A 15999-nucleotide genomic window follows, 5' to 3' on the forward strand; every position below is an offset into this window, starting at 1 on the left:
GGAGTCGACGCGGAGCGTCGGCGACCGACGACAACGCCGCAGATGTGCGTGCCAGACCCCGCGACGCCGGCGTGATCCAAACGACAGGCCCTAGTCGCCCCGCGTCACCGCGTACTCCCTCGGCCGGCCCCGGAACTGTTCCGGGGCCGGCCGACGCGTTCGTCCCGCGCGGACCGGAGTCGATCTCCGGGCGGCGAACCCCCGAACGCCCCGCGAAATCCGCGGGGCCGTGGGGCTTGTGGGTGCCGCGCCACGCCTTTATGGTCGTCCTGACTATTAGTCGTCCCGGCTATCGGTCGTGCCGACCAGGAAGGGGGCGGGCGGACGTGCGTGCGCAGGAGGGCCGGGCACCCGGCGGCAGGGCACCCGAGGGCTACGACAAGTACGCGTTCGAGCCCTTCGCGGTCACCGTCGACCTCGCCGTGCTCACCGTCCGCGCCGGCGGGCTCCAGGTGCTCCTCGTGGAGCGGGCGCAGGAGCCGTACGAGGGATGCTGGGCGCTGCCCGGGGGGTTCGTGCTGCCGGACGAGTCCGCGGAGACGGCCGCCCGGCGCGAACTCGCCGAGGAGACCGGACTGTCGGACGTCTCCGGACTGCACCTGGAGCAGCTGCGGACGTACAGCGAACCCGGCCGCGACCCGAGGATGCGGGTCGTCTCCATCGCCTTCGCCGCGCTGCTCCCCGACCCGCCCCTGCCGCGGGGCGGCGGCGACGCGGCCCAGGCCCGGTGGCTGCGCTCCGACGCCCTCGGCCCGCTCGCCTTCGACCACGACCGGATCCTCGCCGACGCCCACGACCGCGTCGGCGCCAAGTTCGAGTACACCTGTCTCGCCACGTCCTTCTGCCCGCCCGAGTTCACCCTCGGAGAGCTGCAGCAGGTCTACGAGACCGTGTGGGGCACCGCCCTCGACCGGCCCAACTTCCGGCGCAAGGTCCTCGCCACGCCGGGCTTCGTCGAACCGGTCCCGGGCGCCGCGCGCCTGACCGGCGGCCGCGGGAAACCGGCCGCCCTCTACCGCGCGGGCGGCGCCACCGCCCTGCACCCGCCCCTGCTGCGCCCCGCCTCGGAAGGACGGAACCCATGACCACCACGACGCTCGCGAAACGCGCCGCCACCGGCTCCCTGATCGGCCTCGCCCTCGGCGACGCGCTGGGCTTCCCGACCGAGTTCAACGACGTGCCCTCCATCCTCGCCAAGTGCGGCCCGTGGCGGGAGATGGACCTGCCCAGGCCCGCCGTCGTCACCGACGACACGCAGATGACGCTGGCACTGGGACGCGGGCTGCGGACGGCGATGGACCGCGGGCTGCTCGGGCCCAAGCGGCTCGAGCGGGCCGTGCGCGAGGAGTTCGTGGACTGGTACCAGTCGCCCGACAACAACCGCGCGCCCGGCCGCACCTGCCTCGTCGCCTGCGATCTCCTCAAGTCGGAGCGACGCCCCTGGCAGGACGCCAGCCAGGTCCAGTCCAAGGGCTGCGGGGCGAACATGCGGGTCGCGCCGCTCGGCCTCATCCGCGGGCTGAGCGACGAACAGCGGGCGGGCGCAGCCCAGTTGCAGGCGGCGCTCACGCACGGGCATCCGACGGCGCTCGCCGCCTCGGACCTCACCATGCACGCGGTACGGCTGCTCGCCCAGGGCGCCGAGCCGAGGGGGCTGATCGGCCTCCTGCGCTCCTACGCCTACGAGAACCGCGGCCGCTATCACGAGCGGTGGCTCGGCGACCTGTGGACCCGCGGCCAGGACCCGACGCCCGAGCGCTTCATCGCGCGCGGCTGGGACGAGTGCCTGGACGTGCTGGACCGCCTCCGGCACGCCGTGCACACCGTCTCCCCCGAGACCGACCCCTGCCTGGCCACCGGGGAGGGCTGGATCGCCGAAGAGGCGCTCGCCACGAGCCTGTTGTGCTTCCTGATGTTCGTCGACGAACCCGTCACCGCGCTGCGCCGGGCCGCCTGCACCTCCGGCGACTCGGACTCGATAGCGTGCCTGGCCGGCGCCTTCGCGGGCGCCTACCACGGCTCGGACGCCTGGCCGCGGGAATGGGCCGACCGCATCGAATACCAGAGCGACCTCATGTCACTGGGAGCGCTCTGGGACGCTTGAGGCATGAGAGACGTCCTGGAATTCGATCTTGGCCCCGTGGTGGCGGAACAGCCCGACCCGCTGCTCTTCGCCACCGTCTCCGGAGCGCACCTCTACGGCTTCCCGTCGCGCGACTCGGACGTGGACCTCCGGGGCGTCCATCTGCTGCCGACGGCCGCCCTCGTGGGCCTGCGCGAGCCGGAGGAGACCCGGTCCCGGATGTGGGACCGGGACGGCGTCGAGATGGACCTGGTCACCCACGACCTGCGCAAGTTCGTCCGGCTGATGCTGCGGCGCAACGGTTATGTGCTGGAGCAGCTGCTCTCGCCCCTGGTCGTGCACACCAGCGACGCGCACCGCGAGCTGGCCGCGCTCGCACCCGGCACCCTGACCAGCCACCACGCCCACCACTACCGGGGATTCGCGACGACGCAGTGGCGGCTCTTCGAGAAGACCGGCGAACTGAAGCCGCTGCTCTACACGTTCCGGGTGCTGCTCACCGGCATCCACCTGATGCGCAGCGGTGAGGTGCAGGCCGACCTGCCCACGCTCGTCGGGCAGGTCGGGGCTCCGGCGTACCTGCCGGACCTGATCGCGGCGAAGGCCGAACAGGAACACGGAGCGGCGGACGTCGGCCGCGCGCGCGTGAGGGACGACGTGGAGAAGCTGCACGCCCGGCTGGACGAGGCGCAGGACGCCTCAGAACTGCCCGACGCCCCGTCCGTCCACGACCTCCTGCACGAGTTCGTCGTCCGGGTGCGTCTGGAGGGCTCGGGGGACGGTCCGCAGGGCTGAGGCGTGGCGGGTGCGGACGAGGAAGTCCTCGACGCGGGCGTGGTCCGGCTCGGCGGGGAGGGGGCTGCGGGTGGCCGCCTCGTCGGCCTCCGCCGCCAGGCGGGACATCCAGGTCTCGAAGCGGGCCCAGGAAACCTCGCCGCGCCGCACGGCCAGCAGCGGCTCGCGCTGGTCGCCGACGTCGGTCGTCAGGGTGCCGGTGCGCAGGAGGTCGCGGGAGGTCATGAGAAGACGGAGCAGGTGCATGGCGTGCTTCCAGCGCGGCACCCCGTGCCCGCGCACGTCCGCCTCCAGCTTCTTGTACTGGCCGAGGGCGTAACGGGCGAAGGTCTCGTGCACCTGCCGGGAGAGGAACGCCTCGCGCAGGGCGAGCAGTTCGCGGCCGGTGTCGTCGACGCGCTCCACCAGCGGGGAGTGCAGGCACTCCAGGATGTTCGGGTTGGCGCGCAGGGCGAGGGAGCAGAAGCGCTCCAGCTCCCAGCTGAACTGTTCGTCCGCCGGCCCCTCGACGTGGGTCGGGGGCTTGTCGAAACGCCAGAACAGCGGAGTCGGGGCGAGGAACACGCCCCGGCGGTCGGTGTCGCTGCCGTCCGTGGCCAGACCGAAGGCGCGCGAGCCCATCACACAGGCGTAGATCGTGTGGTCGCGTACCAGGGCCTCGGAGTGCATGCCCCGGAGCGTACGGGCCGTCCCCGACCCGGCGAATCGAATTTCCCGTCCCCGTGATCCTCTCCGCGCGGGCCCGACCAGCGGCGCGGGGCCCCTGGACGTGCCGGCCGGCCATGACTCCGAGGCACGGCCGGCGCAGAAGTACGCGTGCGCCCGGCCGTCTCGGCAGGCGGGCGCCGCGCACCGGCCCGCCGCGGGCTGACTACGCTGGTGGGACACGACGTGTACGCAGATCAGCGAGGAGCATCACCGTGGCGGTACGAGCGGTCCGGGGCGCCGTCCAACTGGAGCGGGACGAGGCCGGCCACATGGACGAGCAGGTCAGCGAGCTGCTCACCGCCGTCCTCGAGCGGAACGGCCTCACCACGGACGACCTGATCAGCATCTGGTTCACCGCGACGCCCGACCTGCACAGCGACTTCCCGGCCGCGGCTGCCCGCAAGCTCGGCATCGTCGACGTGCCGCTGATCTGCGCCCAGGAACTGGACATCGAGGGCGCGATGCCCCGGGTGGTGCGGATCCTCGCCCACATCGAGTCCGACAAGCCCCGCGCCGACATCACGCATGTGTACCTGGGTGCCGCGGGCGCGCTGCGCAAGGACATCGCCCAGTGAGGACCGCACTCGTCCTCGGAACGGGCCTCATCGGTACGTCGGCCGCGCTGGCGCTGACCGCCCGCGGAGTCGTCGTCCACCTCGTCGACCGGGACCCGGAGCAGGCCCGTACGGCCGCCGCCCTCGGCGCCGGCACGGACGAGGCGCCGGACGGGCCCGTCGACCTCGCCATCGTCGCGGCACCGCCCGCCCACGTGGCGGCGACCCTCGGCGACGCGCTCAGGCGGGGGGTGGCGCGCGGCTACCTCGACGTGGCCAGCGTCAAGGGCGGCCCGCGCCGTGAGCTGGAGGCGCTCGGCCTCGACCTCTCCTCGTACATCGGGACGCACCCCATGTCGGGCCGGGAGAAGTCCGGCCCGCTGGCCGCCACCGGGGACCTCTTCGAGGGCCGCCCCTGGGTCCTGACGCCCACCCGCGACACCGACACCGAGGTGCTCAACCTCGCCCTGGAGCTGGTGTCGCACTGCCGTGCCGTGCCGGTCGTCATGGACGCGGACGCCCACGACCGGGCCGTGGCCCTCGTCTCCCACATGCCGCATCTCGTCTCCAGCATGGTCGCCGCGCGCCTGGAGCACGCGGAGGAGGCGGCGGTACGGCTCTGCGGCCAGGGCATCCGCGACGTGACCCGCATCGCGGCCTCCGACCCCCGGATGTGGATCGACATCCTGTCCGCGAACCCGGGCCCGGTCGCCGACCTCCTCGCCGACGTCTCGGCGGACCTCGACGAGACGGTCGAGGCGCTGCGCGCCCTCCAGTCCTCGGACGAGTCGAAGCGCCGGGTGGGCGCCACCGGCATCGAGAACGTCCTGCGCCGCGGCAACGCGGGCCAGATCCGCGTGCCCGGCAAGCACGGCTCCGCCCCGCGGACGTACGACGTCGTCGCCGTCCTGATCGACGACCAGCCGGGCCAGCTCGCCCGCATCTTCGCGGACGCGGGCGCGGCCGGGGTCAACATCGAGGACGTGCGCATCGAGCACGCCACCGGACGGCAGGCCGGTCTGGTCCAGCTGATGGTGGAGCCGAAGGCGGCCCCGGTGCTGAGCGCGGCCCTGCGCGAGCGGGGCTGGGCGCTGCGGCAGTAGCCGCCGGTCGCGGGGCGCGGCGACGGGCCGGCCGCGGGGGCGGTGACGGGCCGCCGCGGGGGACGGTGACGGGCCGGTCGCGGGGCGCCGGGACGGGCCAGTAATACGGGGTCCGCGGAGCCAGTAACCTTGTGCGGGGCGCCCTCGTGCCCCGCACAGACCTCCACCACGCACCAGGAAGGTGTCCCCACCGTGGAAAACGGCGCCGCCCGGACCGCCCCGGCAGTGATTGTCGCCATCGACGGCCCCTCCGGCACGGGCAAGTCGAGCACCTCCAAGGCCGTCGCCGCGCAGCTGGGGCTCAGCTACCTGGACACCGGTGCCCAGTACCGGGCGATCACCTGGTGGATGGTGAACAACGGGATCGACATCACCGACCCCACGGCGATCGCCGCCGTCGCCGGGAAGCCGGAGATCGTCTCCGGGACCGACCCGTCCGCGCCGACGATCACCGTCGACGGGACCGACGTCGCCGGCCCGATCCGCACCCAGGAGGTCACCTCCAAGGTGAGCGCGGTCAGCGCGGTGCCCGAGGTCCGGACGCTGATCACGGAGCTGCAGCGCTCGATCGCCGGCACCGCGGAGCGCGGCATCGTCGTCGAGGGGCGGGACATCGGTACGACGGTGCTGCCGGACGCCGACCTGAAGATCTTCCTCACCGCGTCCCCGGAGGCGCGTGCCGCCCGCCGCAGCGGCGAGCTCAAGGGCGCCGACGTCGACGCCACCCGCGAGGCCCTGATCAAGCGGGACGCGGCCGACTCCAGCCGCAAGACCTCCCCGCTCGCCAAGGCGGACGACGCGGTCGAGGTGGACACCTCCGACCTCACGCTCCAGCAGGTCATCGAGTGCGTCGTCACCCTCGTCGAGGAGAAGCGGGCCGCGAAGTGAGTCGAGCCCTCGCGGCGCAGGCGCCGTCCGTCCGCGGCGCCGAGGTCGGCCGCCGTATCGGCGTCGGTCTGATGTACGGCCTGTGGAGGCCGCGCGTCCTCGGCGTCTGGAGGGTGCCCGCGACGGGGCCGGCGATCCTCGCCGTGAACCACTCGCACGCCATCGACGGCCCGATGGTCATGGGGGTGGCGCCCCGGCCCACGCACTTCCTGATCAAGAAGGAAGCGTTCATCGGACCGCTCGACCCGTTCCTGCTCGCCATCGGGCAGGTGAAGGTGGACCGCACCACCACCGACCGCACCGCCGTCACGCAGGCACTCGGCGTCCTCCACGACGGCGGCGTCCTCGGTATCTTCCCGGAGGGCACCCGGGGCGAGGGCGACTTCGCCTCGCTGCGGGCCGGGCTCGCGTACTTCGCCCTCCGCGGCGGCGCCCCCGTCGTCCCGGTGGCGGTGCTGGGAAGTTCCGGCGGGAGCAGCCGGTTGACGAAGGCGCTGCCACCGCTGCGCAGCCGGGTCGACGTCGTCTTCGGCGACCCCTTCGAAGCGGGCGACGGCAGCGGACGACGGACGCGCCAGGCGCTGGACGAGGCGACCCTGCGCATCCAGAAGCAGCTCAGTACGCACTTGGACCACGCCAGACGTCTCACCGGACGCCCGGCGCAATGAACGCCGGGCGCCCCGCCGGGCGCTGAGCGACACTTGAGTAGTGGATCACCCGGCACCGGGCGCATCCACCGATCACCACGATGAACGACGAGGTACGCACTTCATGAACGACCACATCCAGCCCGAGGGCTCGGCCGAGCACGAGCACGGGGCGCTTGGCGATGCCGAGTACGCGGAGTTCATGGAGCTCGCCGCGGAAGAGGGCTTCGACATCGAGGACGTCGAGGGCGCCCTCGACGCGGCGGGCCACGGCCCGCTGCCCGTCCTCGCCGTCGTCGGCCGCCCGAACGTCGGCAAGTCGACCCTGGTGAACCGCATCATCGGCCGCCGTGAGGCCGTCGTCGAGGACAAGCCCGGCGTCACCCGCGACCGGGTCACCTACGAGGCCGAGTGGGCGGGCCGCCGCTTCAAGCTCGTCGACACCGGCGGCTGGGAGCAGGACGTCCTCGGCATCGACGCCTCCGTGGCCGCGCAGGCCGAGTACGCGATCGAGGCGGCCGACGCGGTCGTCTTCGTCGTCGACGCCAAGGTCGGCGCCACCGACACCGACGAGGCCGTCGTGCGCCTGCTGCGCAAAGCCGGCAAGCCCGTCGTGCTGTGCGCCAACAAGGTCGACGGCCAGAGCGGCGAGGCCGACGCCTCCCACCTGTGGGCCCTCGGCCTCGGTGAGCCGCACCCCGTCTCCGCGCTGCACGGCCGCGGCACCGGCGACATGCTGGACGCCGTCCTGGAGGCCCTGCCCGAGGCACCGGCGCAGACCTTCGGCGGCGCCGTCGGCGGCCCCCGTCGCATCGCCCTCATCGGCCGCCCGAACGTCGGCAAGTCGTCCCTGCTCAACAAGGTGGCGAACGAGGACCGGGTGGTCGTCAACGAGATCGCGGGCACCACTCGCGACCCGGTCGACGAGCTGATCGAACTCGGCGGCGTGACCTGGAAGTTCGTCGACACGGCGGGCATCCGCAAGCGTGTCCACCTCCAGCAGGGCGCCGACTACTACGCCTCGCTGCGCACGGCCGCCGCCGTCGAGAAGGCCGAGGTCGCCGTCATCCTGATCGACGCGTCCGAGAGCATCTCGGTGCAGGACCAGCGCATCGTCACGATGGCCGTCGAGGCGGGCCGCGCGATCGTCCTGGCGTTCAACAAGTGGGACACCCTCGACGAGGAGCGCCGCTACTACCTGGAGCGGGAGATCGAGACCGAACTCCTCCAGGTGGCCTGGGCGCCGCGGGTGAACGTCTCGGCGCGCACCGGACGGCACATGGAGAAGCTCGTCCCGGCGATCGAGACGGCGCTGGCCGGCTGGGAGACCCGCGTCCCGACGGGCCGGCTGAACGCCTTCCTCGGTGAGCTGGTCGCCGCCCACCCGCACCCGATCCGGGGCGGCAAGCAGCCGCGCATCCTCTTCGGCACCCAGGCGGGCACCAAGCCGCCGCGCTTCGTGCTCTTCGCCTCCGGCTTCATCGAGCACGGCTACCGGCGCTTCATCGAGCGCCGGCTGCGCGAGGAGTTCAGCTTCGCGGGGACCCCGATCCACATCTCCGTGCGGGTGCGCGAGAAGCGCGGCGCCAAGAAGAAGTGATCACGGGAAAGGGGCGGCTCCTTCGAGGAGCCGCCCCTTTCCCGTGGGTCCCGCCTCAGATCCCCTTGCGGGGCGCGGGCGGCAGCGCCGCCGGAACGTGGTGCATCCCGGTGCCGTGCTGCCGTACGCCCGCCTGCCAGACGGCGGGCGTCGAGGCGGTGTGCGTCTCGTGTGAGCCCCGGTGCGGGTCCGTGTGCTGGGCGCTGCCCTGGCGCGCGGAGTGCGCGCCCGCGCTGTACGAGCTGTAGGTGCTGTACGAGGTGTACGAACTCGCCCCCCGCGGCAGGCTCCCGAAGGGGGTGAAGACCGTCTCCTCCTCCCCGTGGCGGTCGCCGGGCAGCGCCCTGAAGGACCTGACCCACTCCGCGTAGAGCGCGTCGTAGATCGGCGTGGCCGATGGGCCGCCCGGCGGGTCCTGGGCCGGTCGCGCGGACGGGATCGGCTGGAAGGGCTGGCGGCGGGGGGAGTCGTAGGTGTGCACGTCTGTGCCAACGACCCGGTCGCCCAACGGATGCGGTCGCCCCGCCGCTTTCGCAGGTCAGCGGTCATGTGGGGCAGCGTGAGGGAGCCGGGGCGCGACCGGCGGCGCGCCCCGGCTCCCGTCCCGGAGGCTCAGGTGCCCGCGAGCGGCAGGGCGGCGGCGACGAGCTGGCCGCCTGCGGCGGCCTTGTCGAGCGCGTCGCGCAGCAGGTCCTCGCGCGGCTGTCGCCCGATCGAGCCGACCGGGGCCGCGAACAGCAGCACCTGCTGGTGCTTGTTGGCGGCGGCCCGCCAGCTCTCGGTGACCTGGAGCGGCTGGTGCGCCTGCCACCAGGCGACCGGGGAGCCGCCGCCGGTGCCCGGCTGGAGCACCGCGTGCAGCTGGCCCATGGCGAGCAGCACGGACCAGCCGTGCAGCACGGAGGGCGCCGAGTTCAGCTCGGTCACCGGCATGAAGCCCTGTTCGATGAGCAGCGGCAGGAAGTCGTCCCCCGGGCCGTTCGTGCCCGGGCGGGCGATGGGTCCGGTGGGCTCGACGACGAGCGCCGGGTGCAGCTCGCCGCTGATCAGGACGAGTCCGCTGGTGACGCCGAGCACGGCCTGCTCGGGCGCTGCCTGCGCGGGTGCGGCCTGGGCCGGCGTGTCGTCGGCACCGATGGAGCGGGCGGCGCCCTGGAGCTGCTCCTCGGTGACCTGGACGACCTGGGAGGGCAGGCAGGTGGCGTGGGCGAAGGCCAGGACGGCGGTCTCGTCGCCGATGAACAGGACGGTGCTGGTGCGCTCCTGTTCCGAGTCGCCCGGGGTGCGGCAGGACGTGCAGTCGTAACTGCCCGGGGCGTTCTCTCCGGCGAGCAGCCGGTCGGCTTCTTCGTCGCCGATCTCGGCGCGTACGTCGTCGCTGACGTCGAGCATGCGCGGCACGGGTGGCTCCTCGGGATGCGGTACGTGGCGATGCCGGGTGGCTCCCGGCCCATGAACCGGGGGTCCCCGGCTCATGAAGAAGACAACGGGCGATCCGCGGCAGGGGTCACGCCCGGGGGCGAACGGAATCGAACCGGCCGGCGCACGGGGTGACGTACGCACCGGGATGCACTCCCGCCTGCCAACTGCTCGGGGCGGAGGGTGAGTTGTGCCGCTCCGGCGAGCCGTCGACCGTCGAGCCGACAGGTCGACAAATCCGGACATCGCCGCATGCGGGGGCTGACGTAAATTTCGCCGCCGCTCCCGAGGGCGGCCGGCCGGGCCGCCGGTCCTCCGACCGGGTGGGACCCCGGCCGCCCCCGGGCGCGGTCGGCGGCCCGGCGGCGGCCCGCGGCCTAGCGTGGGCCGATGCTCGCCGTGTCGATCAAGCGCATCCGGTACGCGGCCGTGGCCGCCGCCGCCCTGGCCGTACTCCTCCCGTCGCGGGCGACCGCCGCGCCCCCGCCGTTTCCCGGACCGCCGTTTCCCGGATCCACGCTTCCCGGATCGCAGGGAGGCCTGTACGACTGCGCGGCGAAGGACTGGCCCTGGGGGTGTCTCGCCGAGTGCGAGAGCAGCGGGCGGTGGCACGCGAACACCGGGAACGGCTTCTACGGAGGGCTGCAGTTCGGGCAGTCCACCTGGAAGGAGTTCGGCGGGCTCGCGTACGCGCCGCGCGCCGATCTCGCCACCCGCAAGCAGCAGATCAAGGTCGCCCGGGAGGTGCTGGCCTCCCAGGGGTGGGGAGCCTGGCCGTACTGCTCGAGGAAGTACGGGCTCGCGGGCCGGGTGCATGTGGTGAAGTCCGGCGAGACGCTGTCGTCGATCGCCCGCAAGTACGGCGTCAAGGGCGGCAGGACAGCTCTCCAGAAGGCCAACAAGCAGATGCTCGGTCCCCGTCCCGGCCGGCTGAACCCGGGCACGATGCTGGTCATCCCGCAGGGTTCCGGCACGGCCCGGCATGCGGACCGCGTGCTCTTCGGCCCCCCGCTCGCGTCCCCGGCCCCCGCGCCCTCGTCGGTGCCGTCACTCTCCGCCCCGGCGGCCCCGATGCACGACGCGGAACAAGGGTTCCCCTATTCGCCTACCGATCGGGCAACTGTTCGGGAACAACACGGTAAGGGGACCCAACCCCTTGATGAACCTCCGGGTCTAACCATGCGGTAGGTGGACGAGATAGGGGAACACAGCAGATTCGGGGACGCATGCATATTTCCTTCCTGATACACAACGCGTACGGCATCGGGGGGACCATACGGACGACGTACAACCTGGCCAACACCCTCGCCCGGCAGCACGACGTCGAGATCGTCTCGGTCTTCCGCCACCGCGACGAGCCGGCCTTCGCACCCGACCCGCGCGTACGGCTGCGGCATCTCGTCGACGTCCGTGATGACGGCGGGGGACGCGACGGCGACGATCCGGACCTGAGCCGTCCCGCCAAGGTCTTCCCCCGCGCCGAGGGCCGCTACGAGCAGTACAGCGCGCTCACCGACCGGCGCATCGCCGAGCACCTCGCGAAGGTCGACGCCGACGTCGTGATCGGCACCAGGCCCGGCCTGAACGTCCATCTGGCCCGCCAGACCCGCCGCGGTCCGCTCCGCGTCGGACAGGAGCACCTCACGCTCGACAGCCACTCCGCCGCCCTGCGCGCCCAGCTGCGCGGCGCCTACCCGCGGCTCGACGCCCTCACCACGACCACCGAGGCCGACGCCCGCGCCTACCGCGGCAGGATGCGGCTGCCCGGGGTCCGGGTGGAGGCCGTGCCCAACCCGGTGCCCGCCCCCGGCGTCGAGCCGGCGGACGGCTCGGGCAAGTGGGTCGTCGCGGCCGGACGGCTCGCCCCGGTGAAGCGGTACGACCTGCTCATCAGGGCCTTCGACCGGGTGCGCGCCCAGCGGCCGGACTGGCGCCTGCGGATCTACGGCGGCGGCCGGCAGAGGGACAAGCTGCGGGCCCTGATCGACGAACTCGGCCTCTACAACCACGTGTACCTGATGGGCCCCGTCAACCCCATCGAACCGGAATGGGCCAAGGGGTCCATCGCCGCCGTCACCTCCAGCCTGGAGTCGTTCGGCATGACGATCGTGGAGGCCATGCGCTGCGGTCTGCCCGTGGTGTCCACCGACTGCCCGCACGGTCCCGGCGAGATCATCGACAACGGTGTCGACGGCCGCCTGGTCGAGGTCGGCAACGTGGAGGCCATCGCCGCGGGACTCCTGGAACTGATCAACGACGACGGCCTGCGGCTGCGGATGGCCGACGCGGCGCTGAAGGACTCCGCGCGCTTCGACCCGGCCCGGATCGCCGAGCGCTACGAGTCCATCTTCTCCGGTCTGGCGGGCCGCGGCGGCTCCACCCTCGGGGGCCGGGTGCGCGGATCGCTGCACCGTACGCGCGGAGCGCTGCTCAGCGGTGCGTATGCCGTTCGGGATGCCGGACGCGTCGCCGCGACGAAGGGGCACACCGCATGAGAACGCCGGCTCCGCAGACCACACCCCAGCGATCCGACGAGGACACCGCCATGCCGCCGCGTGCCGACTGCATCGCCGACTCCGCCGGCGGACTCACCTTCGACGTGACGGAGACGGGAGAGCCGGGAGACGCACTCCTGGTGCTGCGCCGCCGGGAGGGCACCGAGGAGGTCAGTCTGCCGCTGAGCCCGGCCGCGGACGGCCGGCTGCGCGCCGCCCTGCCCAGCAGCGTCGCCCTGCCCGAGGGCCGCTGGGACGCGTACGCGCAGGTCGCCGGGGGCGAACCGAGGCGCCTGACGCCGGGCGTCAACGACCTGCGCTCCCTCGTCGACCGGATGCCCAGCGGCTCCCTCGGCCATGTCGCCGTCCGCATCCCGTACGCGACCAAGCACGGCAACCTCACCGTCCGCAGCTGGCTGCGCGCACCGCACGCGGAGGCCGGTGAACTGCTGATAGAGAAGGACCGACTGACGGTGCGCGGAAGGGTGTTCGGCACCGCGCTCGGGCCGGACGCCCACGCCGAGCTGCGCCACCGGCACCCCGCGGGTTCCGTGGTGCGCGCCGAAGTGCACGCGGAGCGGGCCCAGTTCGCCCTCACCCTGTCGTACGGAGCACTGGCGCCCGGCATCTGGGATCTGTGGCTGCGGCCCGCGGGGGAGACCGGACCGCGGGTGCGGATCGCGCGGCTGCTCGACGACGTCGCCGACAAGAAGGGCATCTTCGCCTATCCCGGGGTCGACCTGGAGACGGAGCACGGCCCGGTGCAGGCCGGGCCCTACTACACCCGGGACAACGACCTGTCCGTCGCGGTCACCGCGGCCGGCTGAGCGGCACGGGGCCCCGGTGCGGCGGGGCGCCCGGAGTCCCCTCGCGGACCGTCACTGTCCGCAAGGGCTGGCAGACTCGGCGCCATGTTGGAGACATCGGCACGACTGCTGCGTCTGCTGTCACTGCTGCAGGCCCACCGCGAGTGGTCCGGCGCCGAACTGGCGGACCGCCTCGGGGTCACGCCCAGGACCGTCCGCCGCGACGTGGACCGGCTGCGCGGGCTCGGCTACCCCGTCAACGCCAGCCCGGGCACGGGCGGCGGCTATCAGCTGGGCGCGGGAGCCGAACTGCCGCCCCTGCTGCTGGACGACGACGAGGCGGTGGCCGTGGCCGTCGGGCTGCGACAGGCCGCGGGACAGGCGATCGAGGGCATCGGCGAGACGTCCGTCCGCGCTCTCGCCAAGCTGGAACAGGTGCTGCCGCACCGGCTGCGCCGCCGTGTGGGCGCCCTGAACGCCTTCACCGTGCCGATGCTGCGCGGTCCTCAGGCCTCCGCCGTCGACCCCGCCGTGCTCACCGAACTCGCCCACGCCTGCCGGGACTGCGAGCGGCTGCGCTTCGACTACCTCGACCACGGCGGCACCCCGACGCGGCGCACGGTGGAGCCGCACCGCCTGGTGTGCTCCGAGCGCCGCTGGTACCTGTTCGCCTGGGACGTCGACCGCGCCGACTGGCGCACGTTCCGCGTGGACCGCATCACGCCGAGACCCCCGCACGGACCGCGCTTCACGCCCCGCACCCCGCCCGACGGGGATCTCGCCGCCCACGTCGCCCGGGGCGTCTCCACACGCGCGTACGCCTCCCACGCGGTCGTCCGGCTGCTCGTGCCGCTGGCGGAGGCCGCGGAACGCGTCTCACCGTCCGCCGGAACCCTGGAGGCGGAGAGCGAGCACAGCTGTCTGCTGCGCGCCGGGGCCGCGAGCATCGAGCTGATGGTCGTTCACGTGCTGATCATGGGCTTCCCGTTCGAGGTGCTCGAACCGGCCGAGCTGGTCGACGCGCTCAGGACGGCCCGGGACCGTCTGACGGCCGCTCTTGACCGAAGCGCAGCTGCGGGCTGTCCTCCTGCCCGGAGCGGGTCTGCGGGGGAGTGATCGCCGCGAACGCCGGGTGGTGCAGGTCGAAGGCGGGGGCCTCGGAGCGGATCCGGGGCAGCGTGACGAAGTTGTGCCGCGGCGGCGGACACGAGGTCGCCCACTCCAGGGAGCGCCCGAAGCCCCAGGGGTCGTCGACGTCGACCGGGGTGCCGTACCTCGCCGTCTTCCAGACGTTGTAGAGGAACGGCAGCGTGGACATGCCCAGCAGGAGGGCGCCGACCGTCGAGACGGTGTTGAGCGCCGTGAAGCCGTCGGCGGCCAGATAGTCCGCGTACCGGCGCGGCATGCCCTCGGCGCCCAGCCAGTGCTGCACCAGGAACGTCGTGTGGAAACCGACGAACAGCGTCCAGAAGTGGATCTTCCCGAGGCGTTCGTCGAGCATCTTCCCGGTGAACTTGGGCCACCAGAAGTGGAAGCCGGCGAAGGTCGCGAAGACGACGGTGCCGAACACGACGTAGTGGAAGTGCGCGACGACGAAGTACGTGTCCGTGACGTGCAGGTCGAGGGGCGGCGACGCCAGGATCACCCCGGTCAGACCGCCGAACAGGAACGACACCAGGAAGCCCGTCGCCCACAGCATGGGCGTCTCGAAGGACAGCGACCCCCTCAGCATGGTCCCGGTCCAGTTGAAGAACTTGACGCCCGTCGGGACCGCGATCAGGAACGACATGAAGGAGAAGAACGGCAGCAGCACCGCGCCCGTCGCGAACATGTGGTGCGCCCACACGACCACCGAAAGACCGGTGATCGCCATCGTCGCGCCGACGAGCGTGAGATAGCCGAAGATCGGTTTCCTGCTGAAGACCGGGATGATCTCCGTGATGATCCCGAAGAACGGCAGCGCGATGATGTAGACCTCGGGATGCCCGAAGAACCAGAAGAGGTGCTGCCACAGCAGTGCGCCGCCGCTGGCCGCCTCGAACACCACCGAGCCGAACCGCCGGTCCGCCTCCAGGACCAGCAGCGCCGCCGCGAGCACCGGGAACGCGAAGAGGACGAGGATCGAGGTGAAGAGGACGTTCCAGGTGAAGATCGGCAGCCGGAACATCGTCATGCCGGGGGCGCGCATCCCGATGATGGTGGTGATGAAGTTGACCGCGCCGAGGATGGTGCCGAAGCCGGCCAGCGCGAGCCCCATGATCCACAGGTCGGCGCCGATGCCCGGTGACCGCTCCAGGCTGTTGAGCGGAGCGTAGGCGAACCAGCCGAAGTCCGCCGGACCCTCGGGCACCGCGAGCGAGCCGAGGACGATCAGGCCGCCGAAGAGGAACAGCCAGTACGACAGCATGTTGAGCCGGGGGAACGCGACGTCCGGGGAGCCGATCTGCAACGGCATGATCTCGTTGGCGAAGCCCGCGAAGGTCGGGGTCGCGAAGAGCAGCAGCATGATCGTGCCGTGCAGGGTGAACAGCTGGTTGTACTCGTGGTTGTCCATCAGCTGCAGCCCCGGGCGCGCGAGCTCGGCACGCATCAGCAGCGCCATGATCCCGCCGACCAGGAAGAAGACGAACGAGGTGATCAGGTAGAGGTGACCGATCTTCTTGTGATCGGTGGTGGTCAGCCAGTCCACGGCCAGCCGGCCCGGCCGCTTCGCCGGTACGGGTCGCGCCGCCGCCCGCGCGGTGTCCGTGCCCATCGCTCGCCCCTTCACTCGTCGCGCCCCGGGCCCTGCTGAAGCTGACGCCATGATGCTCGCGCCGCCCGGGCTCCGACAGAGGGCGCGCGGGGTTCTGTCCGGGAACCGCATATTTCCACGCCGCTCCGGTTTCCCCGGGGCGGCTT

The 15999-nt window shown here is 72.5% G+C and carries 16 protein-coding genes; 12 read left to right on the plus strand and 4 right to left on the minus strand.

All coding sequences use genetic code 11. The features are described from left to right. Positions 1–326 precede the first annotated feature (326 nt). From AC069T_RS33705 to AC069T_RS33715, 3 genes are read left to right on the plus strand one after another with little or no spacing between them, the layout of a single operon-like run. Positions 327–1085: an NUDIX hydrolase gene (locus AC069T_RS33705; protein WP_478786361.1), complete on the plus strand. Its 759-nt coding sequence runs from the start codon at positions 327–329 to the stop codon at positions 1083–1085. After that, on the plus strand, positions 1082–2104 hold the full coding sequence (locus AC069T_RS33710) for an ADP-ribosylglycohydrolase family protein (RefSeq protein ID WP_478786362.1): 1023 nt from the start codon (positions 1082–1084) through the stop codon (positions 2102–2104). The genes AC069T_RS33705 and AC069T_RS33710 overlap by 4 nt, the downstream gene beginning before the upstream one ends. A gap of 3 nt (positions 2105–2107) precedes the next feature. Further along, entirely contained in the window at positions 2108–2878 is a 771-nt protein-coding gene (locus AC069T_RS33715; protein WP_478786363.1) for a nucleotidyltransferase domain-containing protein, read from the plus strand. Here the strand turns inward: AC069T_RS33715 and AC069T_RS33720 are convergent. Then, entirely contained in the window at positions 2783–3547 is a 765-nt protein-coding gene (locus tag AC069T_RS33720) for a nucleotidyltransferase domain-containing protein (protein WP_478786364.1), read from the minus strand. The two genes, AC069T_RS33715 and AC069T_RS33720, sit on opposite strands and share 96 nt — an antisense overlap. Positions 3548–3798: 251 nt before the next feature. Between AC069T_RS33720 and aroH the strand changes: the two genes are divergently transcribed. The 5 genes from aroH (at position 3799) to der (ending at position 8378) form a co-directional block, all read left to right on the plus strand. Next, positions 3799–4161, plus strand: a complete 363-nt coding sequence (aroH, locus tag AC069T_RS33725) for a chorismate mutase (protein WP_478786365.1) — start codon at positions 3799–3801, stop codon at positions 4159–4161. Then, positions 4158–5243, plus strand: coding sequence for a prephenate dehydrogenase (locus AC069T_RS33730; protein WP_478786366.1), 1086 nt, complete (start codon positions 4158–4160; stop codon positions 5241–5243). Before aroH ends, AC069T_RS33730 begins: the two co-directional genes overlap by 4 nt. 192 nt (positions 5244–5435) lie before the next feature. After that, positions 5436–6131 carry a (d)CMP kinase gene (gene cmk / locus AC069T_RS33735; RefSeq protein WP_358854130.1) on the plus strand — a complete coding sequence of 232 codons (696 nt, stop codon included), beginning with the start codon at positions 5436–5438 and terminating at the stop codon, positions 6129–6131. Continuing rightward, positions 6089–6799, plus strand: coding sequence for a lysophospholipid acyltransferase family protein (locus tag AC069T_RS33740; protein ID WP_478786367.1), 711 nt, complete (start codon positions 6089–6091; stop codon positions 6797–6799). Before cmk ends, AC069T_RS33740 begins: the two co-directional genes overlap by 43 nt. A gap of 103 nt (positions 6800–6902) precedes the next feature. Continuing rightward, positions 6903–8378: a ribosome biogenesis GTPase Der gene (gene der / locus AC069T_RS33745; protein ID WP_358854132.1), complete on the plus strand. Its 1476-nt coding sequence runs from the start codon at positions 6903–6905 to the stop codon at positions 8376–8378. A 55-nt stretch (positions 8379–8433) separates the two neighbouring features. Here der and AC069T_RS33750 read toward each other — a convergent pair whose 3' ends face one another. Further along, a complete protein-coding gene (locus AC069T_RS33750; protein ID WP_478786368.1) occupies positions 8434–8859 on the minus strand; it encodes a hypothetical protein in 426 nt (141 codons plus the stop codon). Positions 8860–8990: 131 nt separating this feature from the next. Further along, positions 8991–9779, minus strand: a complete 789-nt coding sequence (locus AC069T_RS33755; protein ID WP_478786369.1) for a hypothetical protein — start codon at positions 9777–9779, stop codon at positions 8991–8993. A 408-nt stretch (positions 9780–10187) separates the two neighbouring features. Here AC069T_RS33755 and AC069T_RS33760 point away from each other — a divergent pair, with 408 nt between their 5' ends. The 4 genes from AC069T_RS33760 to AC069T_RS33775 all read left to right on the plus strand — a co-directional run bounded on the left by AC069T_RS33760 (position 10188) and on the right by AC069T_RS33775 (position 14214). Continuing rightward, the gene (locus AC069T_RS33760) at positions 10188–10985 is read left to right on the plus strand and encodes a transglycosylase family protein (protein WP_478786370.1); all 798 of its coding nucleotides are present in this window, start codon (positions 10188–10190) and stop codon (positions 10983–10985) included. Positions 10986–11023: 38 nt separating this feature from the next. Next, complete coding sequence (locus AC069T_RS33765; protein WP_478786371.1) at positions 11024–12292, plus strand: glycosyltransferase family 4 protein; 1269 nt, start codon at positions 11024–11026, stop codon at positions 12290–12292. Beyond that, entirely contained in the window at positions 12289–13119 is an 831-nt protein-coding gene (locus AC069T_RS33770) for a hypothetical protein (RefSeq protein ID WP_478786372.1), read from the plus strand. The genes AC069T_RS33765 and AC069T_RS33770 overlap by 4 nt, the downstream gene beginning before the upstream one ends. An 84-nt stretch (positions 13120–13203) precedes the next feature. After that, on the plus strand, positions 13204–14214 hold the full coding sequence (locus tag AC069T_RS33775; protein WP_478786373.1) for a helix-turn-helix transcriptional regulator: 1011 nt from the start codon (positions 13204–13206) through the stop codon (positions 14212–14214). Here the strand turns inward: AC069T_RS33775 and ctaD are convergent. Then, a complete protein-coding gene (ctaD, locus tag AC069T_RS33780; RefSeq protein WP_478786374.1) occupies positions 14123–15853 on the minus strand; it encodes an aa3-type cytochrome oxidase subunit I in 1731 nt (576 codons plus the stop codon). The two genes, AC069T_RS33775 and ctaD, sit on opposite strands and share 92 nt — an antisense overlap. Positions 15854–15999 lie beyond the last annotated feature (146 nt).

The sequence above is a fragment of the Streptomyces sp. NPDC043867 genome, assembly GCF_056435845.1.

What these genes read in the sequence shown, in the direction of transcription:
- AC069T_RS33760 (WP_478786370.1), top strand. Translation starts at nt 10,188, where the DNA reads ATGCTCGCCGTGTCGATCAAGCGCATCCGGTACGCGGCCGTGGCCGCC.
- AC069T_RS33710 (WP_478786362.1), top strand. Translation starts at nt 1,082, where the DNA reads ATGACCACCACGACGCTCGCGAAACGCGCCGCCACCGGCTCCCTGATC.
- der (WP_358854132.1), top strand. Translation starts at nt 6,903, where the DNA reads ATGAACGACCACATCCAGCCCGAGGGCTCGGCCGAGCACGAGCACGGG.
- AC069T_RS33720 (WP_478786364.1), bottom strand. Translation starts at nt 3,547, where the DNA reads ATGCACTCCGAGGCCCTGGTACGCGACCACACGATCTACGCCTGTGTG.
- AC069T_RS33765 (WP_478786371.1), top strand. Translation starts at nt 11,024, where the DNA reads ATGCATATTTCCTTCCTGATACACAACGCGTACGGCATCGGGGGGACC.
- AC069T_RS33770 (WP_478786372.1), top strand. Translation starts at nt 12,289, where the DNA reads ATGAGAACGCCGGCTCCGCAGACCACACCCCAGCGATCCGACGAGGAC.
- AC069T_RS33775 (WP_478786373.1), top strand. Translation starts at nt 13,204, where the DNA reads ATGTTGGAGACATCGGCACGACTGCTGCGTCTGCTGTCACTGCTGCAG.
- AC069T_RS33715 (WP_478786363.1), top strand. Translation starts at nt 2,108, where the DNA reads ATGAGAGACGTCCTGGAATTCGATCTTGGCCCCGTGGTGGCGGAACAG.
- ctaD (WP_478786374.1), bottom strand. Translation starts at nt 15,853, where the DNA reads ATGGGCACGGACACCGCGCGGGCGGCGGCGCGACCCGTACCGGCGAAG.